At 39.2% G+C, this 20,286-nt stretch carries 16 protein-coding genes and 2 pseudogenes; all 18 read right to left on the reverse strand.

The window, feature by feature from the left end:
- Entirely contained in the window at nt 1-393 is a 393-nt protein-coding gene (locus tag VIO64_RS16870) for a flagellar protein FlaG (RefSeq protein WP_331920359.1), read from the reverse strand.
- A gap of 121 nt (nt 394-514) precedes the next feature.
- Nucleotides 515-1,612 carry an aminotransferase class I/II-fold pyridoxal phosphate-dependent enzyme gene (locus VIO64_RS16875; RefSeq protein ID WP_331920361.1) on the reverse strand — a complete coding sequence of 366 codons (1,098 nt, stop codon included), beginning with the start codon at nt 1,610-1,612 and terminating at the stop codon, nt 515-517.
- Nucleotides 1,609-2,649: a radical SAM protein gene (locus tag VIO64_RS16880; RefSeq protein ID WP_331920363.1), complete on the reverse strand. Its 1,041-nt coding sequence runs from the start codon at nt 2,647-2,649 to the stop codon at nt 1,609-1,611. Before VIO64_RS16880 ends, VIO64_RS16875 begins: the two co-directional genes overlap by 4 nt.
- Nucleotides 2,650-2,787: 138 nt before the next feature.
- Nucleotides 2,788-3,483, reverse strand: coding sequence for an acylneuraminate cytidylyltransferase family protein (locus VIO64_RS16885; protein WP_331920365.1), 696 nt, complete (start codon nt 3,481-3,483; stop codon nt 2,788-2,790).
- Nucleotides 3,484-3,498: 15 nt separating this feature from the next.
- Nucleotides 3,499-4,509: an N-acetylneuraminate synthase gene (gene neuB / locus VIO64_RS16890; protein WP_331920367.1), complete on the reverse strand. Its 1,011-nt coding sequence runs from the start codon at nt 4,507-4,509 to the stop codon at nt 3,499-3,501.
- 12 nt (nt 4,510-4,521) lie between these two features.
- Nucleotides 4,522-5,181, reverse strand: coding sequence for an acetyltransferase (locus tag VIO64_RS16895; protein ID WP_331920369.1), 660 nt, complete (start codon nt 5,179-5,181; stop codon nt 4,522-4,524).
- A 13-nt stretch (nt 5,182-5,194) separates the two neighbouring features.
- Complete coding sequence (locus VIO64_RS16900; protein WP_331920371.1) at nt 5,195-6,187, reverse strand: NAD-dependent 4,6-dehydratase LegB; 993 nt, start codon at nt 6,185-6,187, stop codon at nt 5,195-5,197.
- Nucleotides 6,171-6,947, reverse strand: a complete 777-nt coding sequence (locus tag VIO64_RS16905) for a nucleotidyltransferase family protein (protein ID WP_331920373.1) — start codon at nt 6,945-6,947, stop codon at nt 6,171-6,173. The genes VIO64_RS16900 and VIO64_RS16905 overlap by 17 nt, the downstream gene beginning before the upstream one ends.
- Nucleotides 6,948-6,992: 45 nt before the next feature.
- Nucleotides 6,993-8,165: a UDP-N-acetylglucosamine 2-epimerase gene (neuC, locus tag VIO64_RS16910; protein WP_331920375.1), complete on the reverse strand. Its 1,173-nt coding sequence runs from the start codon at nt 8,163-8,165 to the stop codon at nt 6,993-6,995.
- Between the two features lie 364 nt (nt 8,166-8,529).
- Nucleotides 8,530-9,774, reverse strand: a complete 1,245-nt coding sequence (gene fliB, locus VIO64_RS16915) for a flagellin lysine-N-methylase (protein WP_331920377.1) — start codon at nt 9,772-9,774, stop codon at nt 8,530-8,532.
- A 125-nt stretch (nt 9,775-9,899) separates the two neighbouring features.
- Nucleotides 9,900-10,175 (reverse strand): annotated as a pseudogene (locus VIO64_RS23145) (flagellin); the annotation flags it as partial.
- Nucleotides 10,176-12,665: 2,490 nt separating this feature from the next.
- A pseudogene (locus VIO64_RS16925) lies at nt 12,666-13,064 on the reverse strand (hypothetical protein); the annotation flags it as partial.
- A 229-nt stretch (nt 13,065-13,293) separates the two neighbouring features.
- On the reverse strand, nt 13,294-13,521 hold the full coding sequence (gene csrA, locus VIO64_RS16930; RefSeq protein ID WP_331920379.1) for a carbon storage regulator CsrA: 228 nt from the start codon (nt 13,519-13,521) through the stop codon (nt 13,294-13,296).
- Nucleotides 13,522-13,526: 5 nt separating this feature from the next.
- Nucleotides 13,527-13,973 carry a flagellar assembly protein FliW gene (fliW, locus tag VIO64_RS16935; RefSeq protein WP_331920381.1) on the reverse strand — a complete coding sequence of 149 codons (447 nt, stop codon included), beginning with the start codon at nt 13,971-13,973 and terminating at the stop codon, nt 13,527-13,529.
- A 101-nt stretch (nt 13,974-14,074) separates the two neighbouring features.
- Nucleotides 14,075-14,653 (reverse strand): DUF6470 family protein, encoded by a 579-nt coding sequence (locus VIO64_RS16940; RefSeq protein ID WP_331920383.1) that lies wholly within the window; start codon nt 14,651-14,653, stop codon nt 14,075-14,077.
- A gap of 84 nt (nt 14,654-14,737) precedes the next feature.
- Nucleotides 14,738-16,402: a flagellar hook-associated protein FlgL gene (flgL, locus tag VIO64_RS16945; protein WP_331920385.1), complete on the reverse strand. Its 1,665-nt coding sequence runs from the start codon at nt 16,400-16,402 to the stop codon at nt 14,738-14,740.
- A gap of 9 nt (nt 16,403-16,411) precedes the next feature.
- Nucleotides 16,412-18,079, reverse strand: a complete 1,668-nt coding sequence (gene flgK, locus VIO64_RS16950) for a flagellar hook-associated protein FlgK (protein WP_331920387.1) — start codon at nt 18,077-18,079, stop codon at nt 16,412-16,414.
- An 82-nt stretch (nt 18,080-18,161) separates the two neighbouring features.
- Entirely contained in the window at nt 18,162-20,231 is a 2,070-nt protein-coding gene (flgK, locus tag VIO64_RS16955; protein ID WP_331920389.1) for a flagellar hook-associated protein FlgK, read from the reverse strand.
- Nucleotides 20,232-20,286: the final 55 nt, after the last annotated feature.

A 20,286-nucleotide genomic window follows, 5' to 3' on the forward strand; every position in this document is an offset into this window, starting at 1 on the left:
TTACCTTCTTTCATCTACCATGATGCCGGCCACTTCCCAAAGATTTGCAACCATATCAAGAATTTTTTCAGATGGAATCTCCCGTATAACCTCATGGGTTTCATTGTCTATTACCTTGACCATTATTGCCTTTGTCTTCTCATGTATTGAAAACTCAAAGCTTCTGTTTGACCCTAAAATGGCTTTATTAGCTTTTTCTATTGCTTCAATCACCACTTTATCCGATATAGGCAGCTCGCTTTTCTCATAACTTGACATGTTCATGTAGCTCTTTAAGTCAATGGAAGCAGATTGGCCGGAATCCTGTGTTAGTTTATTTTCAGTCCTGTTTGTGTTATTCTCATGCTGTCGTGGTACTGCACTACTGGTAGCATCCGTGCCATCAATCTTCATAACAAATCCCTCCATGATTTAAAACACACTTGCCTTTAAGTTCTTACATTAAATATATCGGAAAATAGTTATGTTTGATTTAGGGTATTTAAATAAAATCATTATTCCAATATTTCTTGAATCATTCATGCCTTAGTATTCGGCAAACCTTAATTATTTCATCATCTCCGATACCTATGGAGCTTGGCAGATTTAAACCAAGCATTGATATATACTCGGTGTTTTCCAGATCTCCATGTCTGTGAGATACATAAGGCGGCATAAGATGGAGAGGTGTAAAAAAAGTTCTTGTTTCAATTCCCGATTGACAAAATTTTTCTTCAAGACTTGTCCTGTCATATTTAGCTCCATACTTTACAAGAATTGGATATAACCAAAAGACAGTATCGCAATAAGTCTTTTTAACGGGGAGCACTATATTATCAACTCCCGTTAAATGTTTGTAATATAAATCAGATATGCTTTTTTTAATTTGTATTCTTCTTTCAATATCCTCAAGCTGCCCCAATCCAACAGCTGCATTTATATTGGACATTCTGTAGTTGTATCCTACATCATTGTGATAAAACGCCCCTTTATGATTTAAGTCCTTTGCCTGGGTTGACAAATATAGTGCTCGGCTTGCAATTTCCTCATCATCGGTAACAAGCATTCCTCCGCTTCCTGTGGTTATGAGTTTATTACCGTTAAAGCTAAAGCACCCCGCGTGCCCTATGGTACCGGTGCTCATTCCCTTATATTTGGAGCCAAGTGATTGTGCTGCATCTTCAACAACCTTAAGCCCGTATTTATTTGCTATTTCCATAACACATTCCATTTCCACAGTCTGTCCATACAAATGCACAGGCATAATTGCCTTTGTTTTTTCCCCTATAAGCTCTTCCAACTTGTGAGGTTCCATGCAATAGCTGTCCCTGCAAACATCAACAAACACAGGCTCAGCACCCAAATATCTTATAGCATTTACAGTTGCAGCAAAGGTAAGGGAGGGCACTATAACCTCATCATCTTCCCTTACTCCAATACACATAAGAGCCAAATGAAGAGCGGATGTACAGTTTACAGTCGCCACAGCATACTTGGCTCCGATATAGTCCTTGAACCTGTCTTCAAAAAGCTTTACATGAGGTCCTGCACTTGATACCCATCCGGAATCAAGGCACTCTTTAATGTAGAACAGCTCTTTCCCCGTCATTTCCGGTATGCTCAAAGGAATCATTTCTGTCCTCCCTCTGAAAACTCAGGCATATCACATTTATTGCAGATAGATATGCTTTGACAATTTCCTGACATATGCACTTTTCTTATATTTTGGTAACTATCATTTTTCCAAATGTCAATAAGCTTTTCTTTGGTAGCGTCTCCTACAAAATATTCCATCGTCACATCTGCACAGCAAACCACTACATTACCGTTCCATGACACAAACATCCTTTGCCAAAGCTGGGCACATGCAAAATTCTTAATTTTGTCTCTTTTTATTCTTTTCATCTCGTCTCTTAATAGTTCTTCCTTGTTGGTATATTCCGACCATGCCACTATATCAACATGTTCTTTAAAAAGCTCCATAAAATCCTTGAACTGATTCTCGTTCTCCTTCATCCTAACCATGGAAACCCTTGTCAGTGGGTTATCTTTTTGAAGTTCATTTCTTAATTTGTTAATAGATTTGATGTTTTCCATAACCTTTTCATAGTCTGCACCAATCCTAATCTTTTCATAATCTCCCTTATATGGTGAATCAAACGAAAATAGGAGCCTGTCAAGTCCTGCTTCAATCAATCCCCTCGCCAGCTCTTTATCTAAAAGCACTCCATTCGTATTCATTAGAACATCTATAATGCCTTTATCCTTTGCATAGGCCACCATTTTCACAACATCCTTGTGCATTGTGGGTTCCCCAAGCCAATTAAGCTTAACCGCCTTAACCCCTATTTGATCTGCCTGATCAATAAGACTTTTATACAGAGAAAAGTCCATAAACCCGGTATTAAATTTTCCCCCGCTAACCTGTACATTATCCTTTATCATAGCAGTCCTTGGACACATGGGACATTTTAAGTTGCAGCAGTTGGTTATTTCAATATCCAAATTGATTGGACCGTCTTCTAAAATAAAATTCTTTGGATTTTGAACCCATTTATCTCTATATTTTTTATATTCCTCCCCTTTTCTCTCCTCCCACTCACAGGCAAACTTGCTCTTAAACTGATTAAATTTCTGATCTACAGGTATATTGATACTTTTATCATACATGTTGATTCATCCTTTTTTATTTTTTTGGATTTTTATTCATGCCTTAGTCATGATCAAAAAACAACTTCCGCTATAAATTTCGCTCATGTGTTGACTTAACTCGTCAACACCCGCTCAAAAGCGGAAGTAATTTTTTATTCATGCCTTTGCAATAAACTCTGCCAGCAGCAAGTCAAATTCGTTATCTATATCGATAGAGCATTGTCGTTCCATTATATAGGGCAATATTCTACCTGTCTCAAACCCCTTATGGATAATGAGTTCATCAACCTTTGCAATGTATATAGCCCCATTCACTATATAGGTGCGTGGAAAATCCTGTGATTTATTAAACTTTGATCTGTCATAAGGGAATGCATCCGTCAAAAGTCCGTTTTCCCCAATCTTTTTATTCCACCACGGCGGATGCTCAGACCTTGAAACGGATATGAGTGAGTCTATTTTATCTATATTGAAAAAGTAGTAATCTATAGCCTCTTCAATATGCTTAGCAGTCCTGAGAGGAGAGGTAGGCTGCAAAAGCATTATGTGGGATACCGCGTCCCCCCTTTCCATCATACCAGAAATAAAGTGAAGCACAACATCTGAAGTAGTCGAATCATCTGCTGCAAGCTCTTGGGGTCGCTGCAATATACTGATCCCATAATTGTTTGCTATTTCCATTACAGCTTCATCATCAGTCGAAACAGTTATACTGCCAATATTTTTGGATTTCATAGCTTCCTCAATGGTCCATGAAATCAGCGGCTTGTCTAAAAAAAGTCTGGTATTCTTGCCCTTCAGCCTTTTTGAACCTTTTCTTGCAGGTATGACACAGTGAATGAGGTTGTCCATACTCTTTCTCCTTTACTACACGTAAAAGTCTCCCGCCTTTATAGTACAGCCTTCTTCTATGTCTTTTGCTGCAAATGCTCCCAAGATCAAGTCAATATACTTAGGCTCCATTCCACATTCCGACCTTTTGAATGAAAGCATGTCTTCGGTAATCCTTTGCCCTTTAATTATATGCTTTTGTGCTACAATATACTTCCTTGCAACATTCCTTATCTCAAGCTCATTCTCCACAGGTTTTTTAATTCCGTCCCCCAATGCCAGCTCTATATTTCTTATTGAACAGACCATCCGGAAAAAATCAAAAGGCTCCAATGAGCACTTGTGATCAGGTCCTTCCATAGTTTTATCTAGTGTTATATGCTTTTCTATTATTTGAGCTCCTATGGCCGCCGCACCGATTGCTGTTTCAATCCCGAGGGTATGATCGGAATAGCCGGTTCTTAAATTAAAACGATCCCTGAGAGTAGCTATCGCTTTCAAATTGACATCTTTATATTGTGCAGGATAACAGGATGTACAGTGCAAAAGTGCCAAACTCCTGTTTCCCTCCTCATAAATCCATTCGACTGCTTCCTCTACTTCATCTAAAGTTGACATTCCAGTTGACAGTATAATGGGTTTATTCTTCCTTGCTATGTGCTTTAAAAAAAACTTGTTGGTAATCTCACCGGAAGGTATCTTAAATATCTCCATTCCCAACTCATCAAGAAAGTCTGCAGATTCTTCATCAAACGGAGTAGACATAAAGCTTATACCCTTTTGTCCGCAGTAATCAAAGAGAACCCTGTGCTCTTCTTCCCCCAATTCAAGTTCCTTCAACATATCAAGCTGGGTACCTGGCTTGAGGGTATTTTGCACCTGATAAACGGCCTTTGAAGCCTTTCTTGTAACCAGCTTTTCAGCTTTAAATGTTTGAAATTTTATGGAATCGCACCTTGCATCAACTGCCGCATCCACAAGTTGTATGGCTGTATTAAGGCTTCCATTATGGTTTACACCAGCCTCAGCTATAATAAAAACCGACATATATCATCACCCTTATATCAATCTTGCAGGAGCACCTACAGCCTTGGAAAAAGACGGAACGTCCCTTGTTACAACACTTCCTGCACCAATAATTGCATTATCACCAATTGTGACACCCTGTATAACGGTAGAACCTGCACCGATGAAAGAGTTGCTTCCGATGCATACTCGGCCGCAAATGACTGCACCTGGTGCGATATGCACATTATCTCCTATTGTCGCTTCATGTTCAATGATACTTCCGGTATTTATTATACAATTATTTCCAACCCTACTTCCCGCATTTATCACAGACAATGCCATAACAGCATTTCCGCACCCTATTTGAACACCCTTTGAAACAACACTTTTTCCGTGTATAAGAGTGGGAAGCATAAAACCCATGTTTTTTAAGTTATGATAAATATCCATCCTTGACTTGAAATTGTCTATAAGCCCAATTGAGATAAAGGCATTGCCAACCCCGGCTTCCATAAGCTCAATAAGCTTTACATCTGAACCTATGACTGATATGTTATCAATTTGACATCCTCTTTTCAAAGGATCCTTGTCCAAAATACCAACTATATCCAGGTCACTGCAGTATGTTTTTATTATATCAATAATAACCCGGGAGTGTCCTCCCGCCCCCACAAGCACGATAGGTTTCCTTTTGCAAGTTGTCTTCCCCATGGCAAACCTCTTTTTATAAATTGTATATATCAGACTTATAATGGTGAAAATTGGACTCCATCCATTGAATGGTTTCCTTAAGGCCTGCATCAATATCATATTGAGGTCTCCAGCCTAAGACTTCCGCAGCTTTTTTATTGTCGCACATAAGCCTCTCTACCTCACTCTTTTGAGGTCTGATCCTGTCTTCATCAGTTTCTACAACTATATCACGATTCATGATACCCATAATTTTTTGAGCTAATTGGCCGATTGATACCTCACTGCTATTACCCAGATTTATTGTTTGTCCGCTGCTTCTTTCAGATTCTGCTGCCTTCACAAAACCTTCGGCGGTATCCTTCACGTAGGTAAAGTCCCTTAATGGAAATAAGGACCCTAATTTGATTCTTTCCATACCCGAAAGAATCTGGGATATTATAGTAGGAATTACAGCTCTCGCTGACTGCCTGGGGCCATAAGCATTAAAAGGCCTTATTGTGGTAACAGGCAGCCCTAACGACAAGTTCAGGCTCTCAACTATCTTGTCAGCACCGATTTTACTGGCAGCATAAGGAGACTGGGCTTGAAGAGGATGATTTTCATCCATCGGAACATACATTGCTGTCCCATAAACCTCACTGGTTGAGGTGTGAATTACCTTCGACACTCCGAAATCCAAGCAGGCTTGCATAACGTTTAATGTTCCCTCTACATTGGTTCTAATATAAGCCGCAGGCGACAAATATGAATAGGGAATGGCAATAAGTGCTGCGAGGTGAAAAACAATTTCCTGACCTTTTACAGCCTTTTTTATGTTGTCATATTCTCTCACATCTCCAAGGAAAATCTCTATCTCCTGCTTAATGCTATCCGGTAAAGTGTCTATCCATCCCCATCTATTAAAAGAATTGTATTGTACCAGTGCCTTTACCTCTGCTCCCCTTTCAATCAGCTTCTCAACAAGATGGCTCCCTATAAACCCTTCACTACCCGTAACAAGTACGCTTTTACCCCTTAAATCCAATATCAATCAACCTTCCTTCATACTCGTTGTGTTTCCCGCAAACATAGTCATACTCAAGGTTAGCCCTGTAATAATCCTCAATTTGCCCAATGTCAACCCAGTAATCGTTTATTTCGTATGCCCCAACGTTTGCTCCCATCCTAATGCAACTGTCTATAAGACAGGTTATATCAAAAGGCCCGTTTTCCGGTATAAAATCAATTACCTGGGGCTTTAAGCAGTAGACCCCTCCGTTTACCGGCCATGACTCTACAGGTTTCTCAACAATACCAGTAATTTTGCCGCCTTCGGTATTTACCACCCCATAAGGAAGAGTATACTGATATTTCTTAACTCCAATAGTAAGATCAAATTTATTATTTATGTGATGCCTTAGCATGCTTTCAACATCTAGCTTGGTAAGAAGATCTCCATTCATAACAAAAAAAGGATCTATAAGGTACCTCTTCAAATGCCTTATGCAGCCTACTGTTCCAAGCCCTTTGGACTCTCTGAAGTATTGTATATTTACACCGAAATCACTTCCGTCTCCAAAATACCCCTCTACCATATCTGCCAGGTAATTTATAGATATAATAAAATTATTAAATCCATACCCTTTAAATAGATCCATAATTATTTCAAGAATAGGCTTATTTCCTACCTTCAACATGGACTTGGGGATTTCATTGGTAAGAGGCCTAAGCCTGCTTCCTCTACCCCCTGCCATCAAAACCACATAGTTGTTCTTTCCTTTAATAAATCCCGGTGATTTATTCATTGGTTTTCACACCCCTTCTTAAAGGAATTTTAAATAAAACTCATGTTAGTTTATATCAAAGAATTTCTTCTTTATAAGCTTTTCCTTTTCTTTAAAATCAATTTCTTTTAAAATTTTAACTATTTTATCTGCCGTATCTCCATCACCATAAGGGTTAGTGAGATTTTTGAGGCCTATTTTAAAAGCTTCCGACATGGCCTTTCCAGCCGCTTCTTTGATTGCATCTTTATAACAAGGACAATCAATCACATTATCAGGCTTCATTCTTCCCGCCTGCCTGTCCCCAACATTTACTACAGGAAGTCTAAAAGATGCACTCTCTATTATGCCGCTTGAAGAATTCCCAATCATAATGGCAGCATGACTCATAGCACTTAAATAGGCTTCACTTCCCATATTTTTAATAATTTTAAATTTGTCAGGATATTTTTTTGCAAAGTCCTCCATGCATTTATATATCAGTCTGCTTCCTGCATCTGCATTGGGCATTGTCATAACTGTAAAAAAATTCAATTCATTCATGGCATCAAGCAGTTCCTTTATCTGCAACACTGATTCCTCATAGCTATCCAGCGTAACAGGATGAAATGTCATAAGTGCCACATCTTTTTTGAAATCAACCTCCAGCTTACGGGATAATTCATCAATACCTATTAGCTTTATGTTTTTTATATTATCAATACCTAAAGCACCTACTGTAAATACCCTTTTGGGTTCTTCCCCCATAGCAATAATTCTCCGGGCATACTGGGGTATGGATGGAAAATGTATTGCTGCAGATTTGGTTACCGAATGCCTTACAACCTCATCAGTGCTACCCTCGGTAGTTTCACCCCCATGGATATGGACAATAGGTATCCTGTGTATGACTGCCGCAATAGCTACTGACCATAGCTCATACCTGTCACCTAACACTATAACGGTATCCAATTTCTCTTTTGAAAACAAATCCGAAAACCCGGTAATCCCTTTTGCTACAGCACTTGTTGTGCCCTTTTCATCATCACGTCCCAGATAAGTTTGGACCTCATGGAAAGATGAAAAGCCATCCTGTTTAATATAATCCAATGTACTCCCAAAATCAGGCTGCAAATGACTTCCTGTAACAATCAGATTCAAGTTAAAAAAACTGTCCTGGCATAATTTATTAAGCAAAGGATATAAAAGGCCATAATCAGCACGTGAAGTAGTAACTACTGCAGTTTCCAGTCGAATCATTGATTAACCTCTCTTAGGTACAAAAGTGATTAGATTACATTAATTATTTTGCTCTGTCAAATTAAGATTAATTCTGCTTAACAACAAAATCAAAGACTGCCATTACTGCCATAAACCGGTTACTTCACGAATAGAACAACGAACCGCTGTGCAAGAATTGCGTGAAAATTTAGTTATTTTTTATAACTATGGAATTATCACATTTAATTTATATATTTATTTAACACTTATTAATAAACAGTGTCAAGTATTTTTGTTTATAAAGCAAAATCACAACATAAAACTAAAGCACTAACTTATTTGACATTGAAGCGTCAAATAAGTTAGTGCTTTAGCAATTTTTTATATAAACTTTTCAACTGTATTAGTTTTTTATCAAAATTGCCATAAAAGTCATGGTATTATAACCATTCCTCCTTAGCACGTCCACCATATCGTTAATGAATACCTTGTTATGCTCGACAGCCTTTGCAAAGGCCTGAATTAGTTTGACTACGCATTCATCCGTCAACCCCTTGCGAAATCCTGCCATACCGATAAGTTGCATTTTAATAAGTGCATAATGGAGAACCATTACGGTATATATATCAAAAATATTTTTCTCATTGGAGAAGGGAAACGCTGTCCTAAACACATAGTTTACCAGATAGTTTTCCAAGATATACTCACGTTCTTTCATAAAGGGTTCATAATAATCTTCCCAGGCAGACCTGTATCTCTCACCATTTTCCTCAATGGTTGCCTCCAACCTGTATTCTATTCCATTTAAAAATTCTGCAAAACACTCAATATACCTTGTACTGTTAACACCCATTTGGTACCGTCTGTCGGATATTTCCTTTAAAAGCTCCATCTGAATATTATATTGTACTGGAATTCCCTTAAGGCTTTCGCCAAAAGCATCTGTTTCCAAGTAGTTCACATATGTTCCGATTAGCACAGGTATGTCATCTACCCTGTTCTCGTTTAAATATTCCTGAAGCTTGTTAAAAAACATCCCTAAAACAATAAGCCTTTCAGATAATCTCATCCTTCTGTCCTGAAGCACATTTATAATAAATATTCTGAGTTCCCACAAATACTTATATGGCTTATTGTTAAACTTTATATCCTTTGTATTAAAGCTGATCTTTACAATATTTCTTGTGCTTACAGTTTCCTCATACTCATCAAATTCCATTTCCTTTGGATCTAGAAGTGCAATCCTGGCAGCCTCAGGACAGGACATAGTTAAAGACCTTTCCAATGTATTGTTGATAATATTGGCATTTCTAGGATAAGTTGCACAAACATCAGAGAGATATTCCTCTCCCCGCTTAAGTTGAATCTTGCACAAGCTTTCCTCCGTCAGGAACGGGCATTTTGCATCGTCTATAAGCTTCACTTTGGCATAATTATTGTCTGCGTGATTATCAGCTCTGTTTCTATGAATATATGATTCAAACATAGCTGTAAGCTCATCATCCTTAACCTTTTTATACTTCCTGTAGGTTTCATGATCTATATCAACTCTCCAGCCTTTACAGCAACTATCCTCACAGGCTGAACCTATGCAGCGAAACCTTTTCATATACTGCGGCTCTAAAACAGGTCTTTTTCTCTCGTTCATAAGCCACCTCTTCTATGTATTAATATATTTAAATTTGTTTAAAATTTATTTTCATTTTATTGGCAAATCATTTATATAAAAAGGGTCAGAGGTATACCCCTGACCCTTAATTGAGAGTCCCAATATTACCTTAAGAGCTGCAATACTCCCTGAGGCTGCTGATTTGCTTGAGCCAGCATTGATTGTGCGGCCTGGCTTAGAATGTTGTTCTTTGTGAACTCCATCATTTCCTTCGCCATATCTACATCACGGATACGTGATTCGGATGCAGTAAGGTTTTCAGCAGTTGTTCCCAAATTGTTGATTGTATGCTCAAGTCTGTTTTGGAATGAACCGAGCTGAGATCTTTGAGCAGATACAGCAGTTATTGCATCATTGATTACGCTTACAGCTGCACTTGCCTTTTCATGGGATGAAACATCCAAAGCATATTCCACTGATTTATTTGTTGTTCCGTCAGTTACGTTAGCTGTTTTTACATAGCTTGCTTCTACACCATTGCTAGCCTTAACAGTACCTACAGTACCGTCACCGGTTACTGATAATGCGTTGGCACGCATATCACCTATTTCGATGGTCATGCTCTGACCGCTGTTTGCACCAACCTGGAAGTTGGATTTAAAATCACCGCTGGATGAGTTCTTTGTTGTAATTTTGGGAGCTGTTTCAGAACCTGTCTTCTGGGTAATTTCCAGATTGCCGTTTGTTCCGACCGAAGCTTCATATTTTGCACTTAGCTTACTGTTTGTATTAATTGCATTTGCAAGGGCTTTAGCCTGATCTGCTGAATTGTCTGAAGCTTTGATGGCAGTTCCGTTACTATAGCCTGAATGCTCATTTTTGTTGGAAACAGATATTTCTTCACCATCTATAATGAATTTTGATCCGTTATCAAGAACTGTAGACATATCTACTGATGTCTTGCCCTGAGTTCCTACATTCTTCACTGAGAGGTCTGAAGCTGAAAGGTCAACTCCTGAAGGAGCTTTTTCAGTAAGTACAATCTCTGTATTTAATGATCCGAAGGAGAGATTATATTGTGATTTTATAGTTGCGTTAACACTTGCGGCATCCATAAGGCCTGCTGCCTGAACGGCAATATCTCCGCCTGCCACATTGAATTCACCCTTGGTGGCATCAGCATCGCTGGCAACAGCTTTAAACTGCTGGCCTTTAATTTCAACCACATCACCTGCTGCAAATCCCATGGTAACACTGAATGAGTATTGACCCTTGACGGTTTCGGTACCTCCTGCAAGAACCCCTGTGCCCTTAGTTATTTGGTTTCCTAATGTTGCAGTATCCCAGTTACCCTGTGCCTCAAAGGTAAACTTTGAAAAGTCTACTTGCTTCCACTGCCCACTAGGATCAGCGTATTTTTGAACACCTAATGCCTGCACCTTTTCCTGTATTTTTGCTGCTGTGTTTTCTGAAGCATTGTCATGGGCCAGGTGGATGTACAGGTCTCCATTTTTCGATTCAACGCTCATAGTTCCTGCTGCCCTTGCATCCTGTGCACCTGCTATGAACTGCTCCTTGCTGGCATTGTTTATACTACCAGCAGTATTATTGGCAGCATCCCAACCAGCTGAACCGGTTGCTGTAAAACCGCCAAATGCGAAGCCATCCTGTGTACCCAGTGCCTGGATAGCAGACTGGATATTGGCTGCTGTGTTATTTGCTCCGGTTGTTCCCAGCTTTACTGTCAACACGCCGTCCTTATAGCTTGCACCTGCTGTAGCTGCTGTATTGGCTTCAACCTTTACCTGTAGGCTTGCATATTTTGCACCTGTAGCAACAGTATTTAAATCAAGGGTATTAGCACCATCACTTATTGTAGCTGTTCCTGCTGCCGCAGCAGATGTTGATGCCTGAGCTATTACCACTTTGTTGAAGTTATTACCGCCATCATTTGTTATAATAAGCTTGTCATTTGATCCTGCACCTTTTACAGTTGCATTTGCAAGGGCTGTTCCTGTAGCCTGCCCCGTTTTCTCTACAAACTGTATGTCAGCTGATGGAGCACCCGGATTGGTTATTGTATAGTGTGCCTTAAGGTCGGCATCCGCCGCAAGCGTTGCTGTCAAATTAGCTGCTTGAGTATTTAATGCAGCTATATTTGCAGCATCAGCACCTATACTAAACTGTCCCTTAGCTGTATCAGCTGTTCCAAATACAGCTGTAAAGGTCTTACCTCCAACTGTTACAGTATCACCGGCTTCTTTGATTTGATTTGACAATGCAAGAGTATAGTCCCCAGCTTGCTCATTTATACCACCTGACATTGTATAGGTTCCTGTAAAGTCAACAAGAGATTCAGCCGAACTGGAAGGAGCCTTAACGCTTATCCGGTTGGTAGCGGTAAATCCTGTTCCTGACTCATATGCATCCAAAGCACTCTTTATCTCATTAAATAGGGTTGCCCTGTCATTAGCTTTGGAGTTGCCGCTGGCATCAGCACCAATTGTAATGGTATAGTTACCGCTGCCGTCGATTGAAAGCGAAGATGCTGCATTGGCAGTGGTTGACTGAGCCATTGTTATTGTCTTTGTATTTAATGCGTTATTATTTGTTGTACCTGATTCAAAAGTAATACCATTAGTAATTGTTGCTGTGGACTTGACACCCTTAATGCTGGCAGTGTTTTCTACTACGTCAGCAAACTTGCCGTTTGAAGTTGCTGATGATGCCTGCACCTCAGTTTTTGAGCTCTTTCCAACCGCAACACTCTTTGCATCTACTCTGAGAGCACTTACATCACCTGTTACAGTACCTGCAGCACCCTTAACAAGCTGAGTTGTTGCAGCTGCTGTTTCAGTTACTGCTACATCTTTACCTCTTAAGAGCTTCTGGGTGTTGAACTCTGTAGTGTTACCGATTCTGTTTATTTCTGAAGAAAGCTGGTTGATTTCCTTCTGGATTTCAGAACGGTCTGAATCAACGTTTGTATCATTTGATGACTGAACAGCAAGCTCTCTCATTCTTTGAAGTATGGACTGAGTTTCTGCAAGAGCACCTTCTGCTGTTTGTATAAGTGAAATACCATCCTGGGCATTTCTTGACGACTGATCGAGACCTCTTATCTGAGCTCTCATCTTTTCACTGATTGCAAGACCTGCTGCATCATCGCCTGCACGGTTTATACGAAGACCTGATGACAGCTTTTCAAGAGATTTTCCACCTGTAGTCTGGTTACTTGATAATTGACGATAAGTGTTTAACGATGCAATATTATGATTGATTCTCATAATAAACTCCTCCTTGATTTTTGTTTGTTTTAGGGAATCCATTCCCAATTTACTGTCCAAGTAAATATTCAGCTATCCGGCCAGCCTAGCTAAATACTTATTGAATCCATTCAATATATATATCGTTATATCTCCTTTTTTACTTAACAAAATATTTAGACAAGTTATAAATTTCCTAGCAAGACATAAAAAACACATTTCAAATAATGCTTATACATCATTCAAAATGTGTCTTGATTATAAAAAACTTGGTAACAAAAGTACTAACCTGCTATTTATCCCTTTTTTCAAGAATCCTATTAATTGCCACACCTTTAAAGTCTGCGGCTCGCCTGTTCTCATCCTGGATTTCCAGATAAACCTCTTTCCTGTGAATGGTTATATTCTTGGGTGCATTAATGCCAATTCTTACCTGATCACCTTGAATATCCACTATTGTAATCTCAATATTGTCCCCAATAATAATAGACTGCTCTTTCTTTCTAGTAAGTACCAGCACTAGGTTCATCCTCCCCTTTGTCTAAGCTCCTGCATTATATAGTGCTTTATCTCGTAATCATTATTGTCCAAAACTACCTGTTTTCCTTTTTTACTGGTATTGTTGATTATTACCGGTGCCTTAAGATTTGCAGTCATCTTAGCCAAATCTTCAGGTACAACCACAATGCAGAGCACAATGGTTTCGCTGCTCTCATCAATCTGAAGCTCTTCAACCTCTTCCTCAGGAACATCCACAATATAATCATCCTTGATAATCTTAGGATCAATAACCACAAATGCCAAATCCAGGTTGTCTATGCTTTGAAGCCACTGAAAAATTGAGTCTTCTCCACTATTGGCAATCAAAACAAATCTTTTTGCATCCTCAAATCCAGGTAATCCTTCCGGGAAATCAATAATCCCTTTTTCATCCACTTCAAGCTGCCCGAAATGCTTGGTATTAAGAAGCATGATCTTTCCTCCTTATTTAATAGGTCGGGCTATCGATAATTAATACTATTCTATCATTTATGAAAGCCCGTTACAATAATTTTACAATAATATAATTTTTATCAGATCTTTTCGTCTACCTTATTTTCAGGAACATACTTTATGTTAACTGAAGCATACTGCTCCATATAAAACCTTATTTTGTCAGGAGTGTACCTGATTTCCACATTTCCTGGCGTATAAACGCCATCAACACCGTTATTTACCCCCTCACTTGTTCTCTCAGGCTCAATCTCAAGAGATCCCTTTACAGTAATCTGTGGCTTTGCCGATGGCATGGATACCATTCCAAACTCATGCTGTGGATATGCATCCCTGGCAGCTATCTCAGGAATAGCTCTCCCCCCACTTTCTATAGCAGCCATCATATTACCATCCTGAGCGGTCTTTGCTATATAATCAAGAACATTCTGATAACCCCTTTGAGCAAACTCCCTGGTTAAATCAATAGGACCTTTAAGGCCTGAGCTTGCAAAGCATTCATACTGATCTATTTCTACCCTCGGCAGCTCAGCACGAATATTTACCTTAGGTTCTTTATTATCAAGTTCCAGTTTTGCATTTTCAGTTTTTATTTCAAGAGCGGCTGGAGTTCTATTAATACCAACCCTTGCATAAGTCTGACTTATTTCCAATCCCATATTGCACCATCAAATCCAATCCCTATACAGGGATCTTACAACACCAAACCAAATACTTCATATTACTTTACACTCAAACCAATTCTATCTTATAAAATCCATGAGACTTGGCTGAATAATTCTGGCTCCTCCTTCTAATGATGCCTTATACACATTTTCCTCATTCTTAAGGTTCATTATGGTTTCCGCCATATCCGCATCTTCATTTTCACTCATCAATTGGGTAAAGTTTACTGTATCATTTTCCAACCTGTTAAGTGTAAGATCAATTCTATTGGTCCTTGCACCAATATCGGAACGTATACTCATAACCCTGTCCCTTAGATGATCTATATCAGTAAGTGCTGCACTTATGCCTTCTGTCCCGCTTTGTGAAGTTATTGTCCTATCCAGCTTGGTATATATCTTCAGTGCACTAAGTGCATCGTTATTCGCAGGCCCTTCCATGAGGGTTAATTTTCTGCCTTCATTTGCAGAAAACACAAGCTTGCCGTCTTCATTTTTTACTGTAACCTTTGCAGCCACCAAACTCGGGTCGCCGTCAATTGCAGTTTGAATGCCGCTTACAAGATCATTTAAAGTTTTTCCGGGAGTACCGTCATATGTATAACCACCGGGGTCTGGTATAGTAATTGTGGTGTATGCGGCCATTCCGTCAACTTTAATATTGAACTGGTTATTGTCAGTAAGCACCAATGGATTGCTTGCACTGGCAGAAATATTATGCCCAGCAATAAATGTATTTGTGTCAGGCCTGGTTAGTGTATCAATAAACCTGTTCATGGCAACCATAAAGTCACCCATGTCATTCTTTGTTCCAGTGCCGAAAAGCTGAGTACCTAAAACATTTACATTTAAGTTGTCACTTATGCCTATCTGGTAATTTATGTTTTCACTTTTTGATACAGTTATATTTGTAACCGGATCGGTTTTTAATTTTATACTGTCCAGCAAATCCTCCGGACTGCCTTTCTTTATATACATTTTCAGCCTGTTTCCATTGGGGTCGATAGTGTTTTTTAGTGAAAACTCAAGCCTGCCTCCGTCATTTTTCACCTTTATGTTTTCAAGCTCAGGATATGCATTTATGGCTGTCTGTATATCATAAGCCATACTATTTATATCATTTGCCGTCCCGTCATAATTCTTTTGCGGGAGTGCAATGTTCCTGTAGTTTGTACCATCCAAACAAATCTGAAATGATAAGTTTGATGCCGTATTATCAATAGGTGCTTTTGCAAGATCAATTAATCCGCTTTTTATTATTGCAGTTTCATTTGATGCAACGGAAACCTTATATGTGCCATCAGCATTCATCAGGGGTGAATCTGTGGTATAACCTGAAAAGACATACCTTCCTGCATAAGTTGCGTTGGATATATGGATTATTTGATCCTTAAGCTGCTCTACCTCTTTTCGCACCTTATCCCTGTCATCGATTGTCATTGTCCCGTTAGCCGCCTGAACAGCCAGCTCTCTTGCTCTTTGAAGAACATCAACTACCATTCCCATTGAGCTCTCAGTTACATTCATCCATGAATTGGCATCATTAGAGTTCCTTTTAAACTGCTCAACCTCTGCAACATCGGTTCGAAGCTTTAACGCTTTGGCTGCAATTATCGGATCGTCTGAAGGCACACTGATCTTTTTTCCGGTTGCCAACTGAGTCTGATATTTATTCATCCTGCTGAGATTTCCGTTTATAAATCCCATCATATTGTTAATCAGCATGTTATTTGTAATTCTCATCTATATTACCTACCTTCCTGAAACCCCGACACGGTTTACCAGAGTATCATATATCTCACTTAAGGTTGAAATCATCTTAGCAGCTGCCGTATAGGCGTGCTGATATTTGACCATGTTAGCCATTTCTTCGTTCAAAGATACCCCTTGAACCGAAGTTCTTCTGTTCTCAATCTGTCCGATTATAACATCCTGCGTCTTTGATATCTGCATAGCCTGCTGGGTATCTATACCCAGGGTGGATATCATAGCCTTCATATAATCCTCAGGAGTACCTTCCATAAAAAGGTGACCGTTATGCCTCATATTTATAAGATTCAAAAGGTTTGAGCCATCCTCAGCAAGTCCTGAAGTGGTGGACGCTGCCACATTATACTCTCCGCTTTCTTCATGAATAAGATCTGCACTTATCGAAAAGTTTTTTGCAGTCATTTTGCTATATATATTACCTATATCATTTACTGTTGAAGCACTTCCTATAAATTCTGATGTGTAAACCTCGGACACGGCATTCTGTATCGGTGACCATCCTTTCACCGTAAAAAATCTTATACCTGTGGGGCTTAAAGACCCACCCGGTTTTTTCATCCCAAAGCCGTCTGCGTGGCCTGAAGTAGTCTTTGTATATACCGTATTATTTGAATCATCTGTATGAATTGTAATACCCTCGTTCATAGCAAGAGCAAACTTTCTGACAAATTCGTTAAGCTTCTTTACATAAAACGGCACGCCTTTATAGTTCGGAGATGCTCCGTTGCCCTGATCCACCCCTTCATTTCCATCCCTCATATCAAGGTATCCCTTAAGTTCACCGCCTCTTACCTCCAGTGAATTGCCATCTTCCCATGAAACGTCATAAAGATTCTCTATGTCTTCATCAACATTGATCTTTTTATCCCTTTGTTCTACTTTAAGTGCAGATAGATTATAATGATCTATGAAAGCTTTTCCATTTATAGTAACTAAAAAGTGCTTTTCATCCTGTCCGTTGGGAAGCTTTCCTACAGTTACCTCAGAGGCTTGAACATTTATAAGCTTGGATAGCTTATCCACCAGGTAGGTCCTCTGGTCCCTCAAATCATTTGCTTTATTGTTATCAAGCTCAGCTGCAAATATTTGTTTATTTAGCTGCTGAATCTGTTTTCCATAAGAATTGATTTCATCTACTTTTATTTTTATATCATAATTAAGATCCGACTGAAGCTTCTCCAAGTGAACTGCAACATTATTGAAATACTTGGTAAGGGTTATGCCCTCACCTATTAGAAGTTTTCTTGCGGCAGTACTGCTAGGATCCTTTGACAGCTCCTGAACAGCTGTAAAATAATCGTTTATTACTACATTGAAACCGCTGTTCGAGGGTTCATTAAAGGTTTTTTCTATATCCATCAGCTGTATAGCCTTAACTCCCCATTCTCCCAGAGTATCACTCTCACTCCAGAATTTGAAGTCCAGGTAATCATCATGTATCCTGTCTACAGATGCCCCATATGATCCTGTCCCTATCATTCCTGTCCCGTCATGTACCGACATTGCCGGTAATGCTTTTTGCACAGACATCTGCCTTGAATATCCCGGCGTATTTACATTATTTATATTATGATTTATAACATCCAGCCCTCTCTGAGCTGTGTATAATCCGTTAGAGGCTACATTAAGGCCAAAAAACGAAGATCTCATAGCACTTTCCTCCTGTTGTCATAGGTAGGTTATTCCGTTCTTTAATACTTTTAATGAATTTTAACATTTATTATGAAGATCATTACCTTCCCACAAGTCCTAACCTATTGACTATTGAATCAAACATTTCATCAAAAACGTTGAGCACTCTGGCTGCTGCGTTATATGCAAACTGATATTTCATCATGTTAGTCATTTCTTCATCCATCGAAACACTGGTAATAGATTGTCGTGCACTGTCTGCAGAATTCACTAAAGTAGTCTGTCCTATGGATGCAGTACGGGCCTCTGACCCTCCGTTACCGATATCTCCTATAATAGAGCGGTAGAAGTCATCCATATTCTGAATATTGGAGGTATTGCCAAGGATAGCCTTATGTCTTAAGCTATAAATGCTTGCCGCTACTGTATTGTCGCCCACAGAGCCATTTATTGATGTAACAATATTTTTTAAATCCGATAGCTTTGGATTTATCATTATATTCCCCATTTGCATCGGGTAATACGGATTGATTGGAACAAAGAAATCTACTCCATTTACCCCGTCCAATGTAAATCCGCTTCTATGAAGGCTGTTTACTTCCCTTGTCAATGTATTAACCAGGAGATTCATCTTGTTTTTCAGGTTGGATACTATATCATTTGAATCGATTATATTTCCGTATATACTATTTCTTATTCCTTCTGAAACACTGTCTATAACAGTGGTATCGGAAGATGCATTATCTATAAATCTTCCCCCGCTTGCATCAGTGAATCCCTTTAAGGCCATCTTATTAGATATATCGGAAATAACTACGGTATTTATCCTGTCATTCTTAAGCTGGGTTCCCAATGTATTCAGCCCGGTTGTATCTACCGAATTGTTTGAATAAACTATAAATTGTCTTGACACATTTCTCCAATCGGTAAGAGTATCTACCGCGTCTGCCGCAATTTGGGCATCTTGCAGTGCCGGAGCAGCCACACCGGTTGCAGTTGTATTGTTAAAGCTTATACCTGTACCAAGCAGGGTATATCCTATATGATCCTTAAACGCTTGCAGATCTGGTACATAGACCCCGTTTGCGTTAAGTGATACATTCTCAAATGTAGTGGGTGTTGTCATACCTGTACTGTCAAATGTAACATAACCTAGTCTGACCCCAATACCCCTATTGGTGTAATCCCTTACGATAGAATCGATTTTGTCATACAGCTCGTCTCTTCTTGCCGGGCTGTCATCTGTATTAAATGCAAATACCAGGTCAATTTTGTCATTGGGAGCTCCGTTTTCAAAGCTGCCTATTGTTCCTGCTACTTCCCCTCTTGATTCCATAAGACCTTTTATTACACCATTTTTTATGGGAACAATGGTACCTGTCTTTTCCAATGCCACTGCAGAAAACATACTTCCAGGCTCATTTTCTACGATTTTCAATCTTTCACTTACTCCGCGGTTTACAAGAAAATATCCCCCGATTGTTATATCTATCTGACCATCCTGTGTTTCATTAATGACACAGTCCGCAAGTTTGGATACCCTATCTAACAGCAGGTTTCTCTGATCTCTCAAATCATTTGCACTGTCTCCTGCAGTCTCAATAGACAATATCTTTACGTTAAGATCAGCAATATTTTTTGTTATACCGTTAATCTCTGCAACTTTTATCCTAATTTCAGAATCCAAATCAGACTGCAGCTTGTCAAACTGATTTCCCAAGTGATTCATGTAATGGACCAAAGATTCTCCTCTTTGACGTACCAGTGCTCTTGTGGTAAGGCTCTCAGGATTTTTTGAAAGCTCATGCCAGGAGTCCCAGTACTGGTTCATTACAGTCTGAAGCCCATCATTCATTGGTTCACCCATTATGGCCTGTATATCGGTAAATGTTTTCTCCCTTGTTTCCCAGTACCCAAGGCTCTCACTTTCAATTCTGTAGACATTGTCCAAAAATGAATGCCTGATTTGCCTGATTTTTTGGACATCCGCACCCAAACCAAGCTCATAACCGCTTTCCTTCTGATAATGAGAATCCTTTAATACCAACTGCTGTCTTACATACCCGGGTGTATTTACATTGGATATATTATGTCCCGTAACGGACAATCCTCTATCATTTACATAGAGTCCTGATCTGGCTATCTCAATACTGGCAAAACTTACGCCCATTTTTTACACCCCTTGTTATATGAAAAGTGTTTATGATATTGGATTATTCACCTTT

The organism is Pseudobacteroides sp. (genome assembly GCF_036567765.1).
GTDB lineage: Bacteria > Bacillota > Clostridia > Acetivibrionales > DSM-2933 > Pseudobacteroides.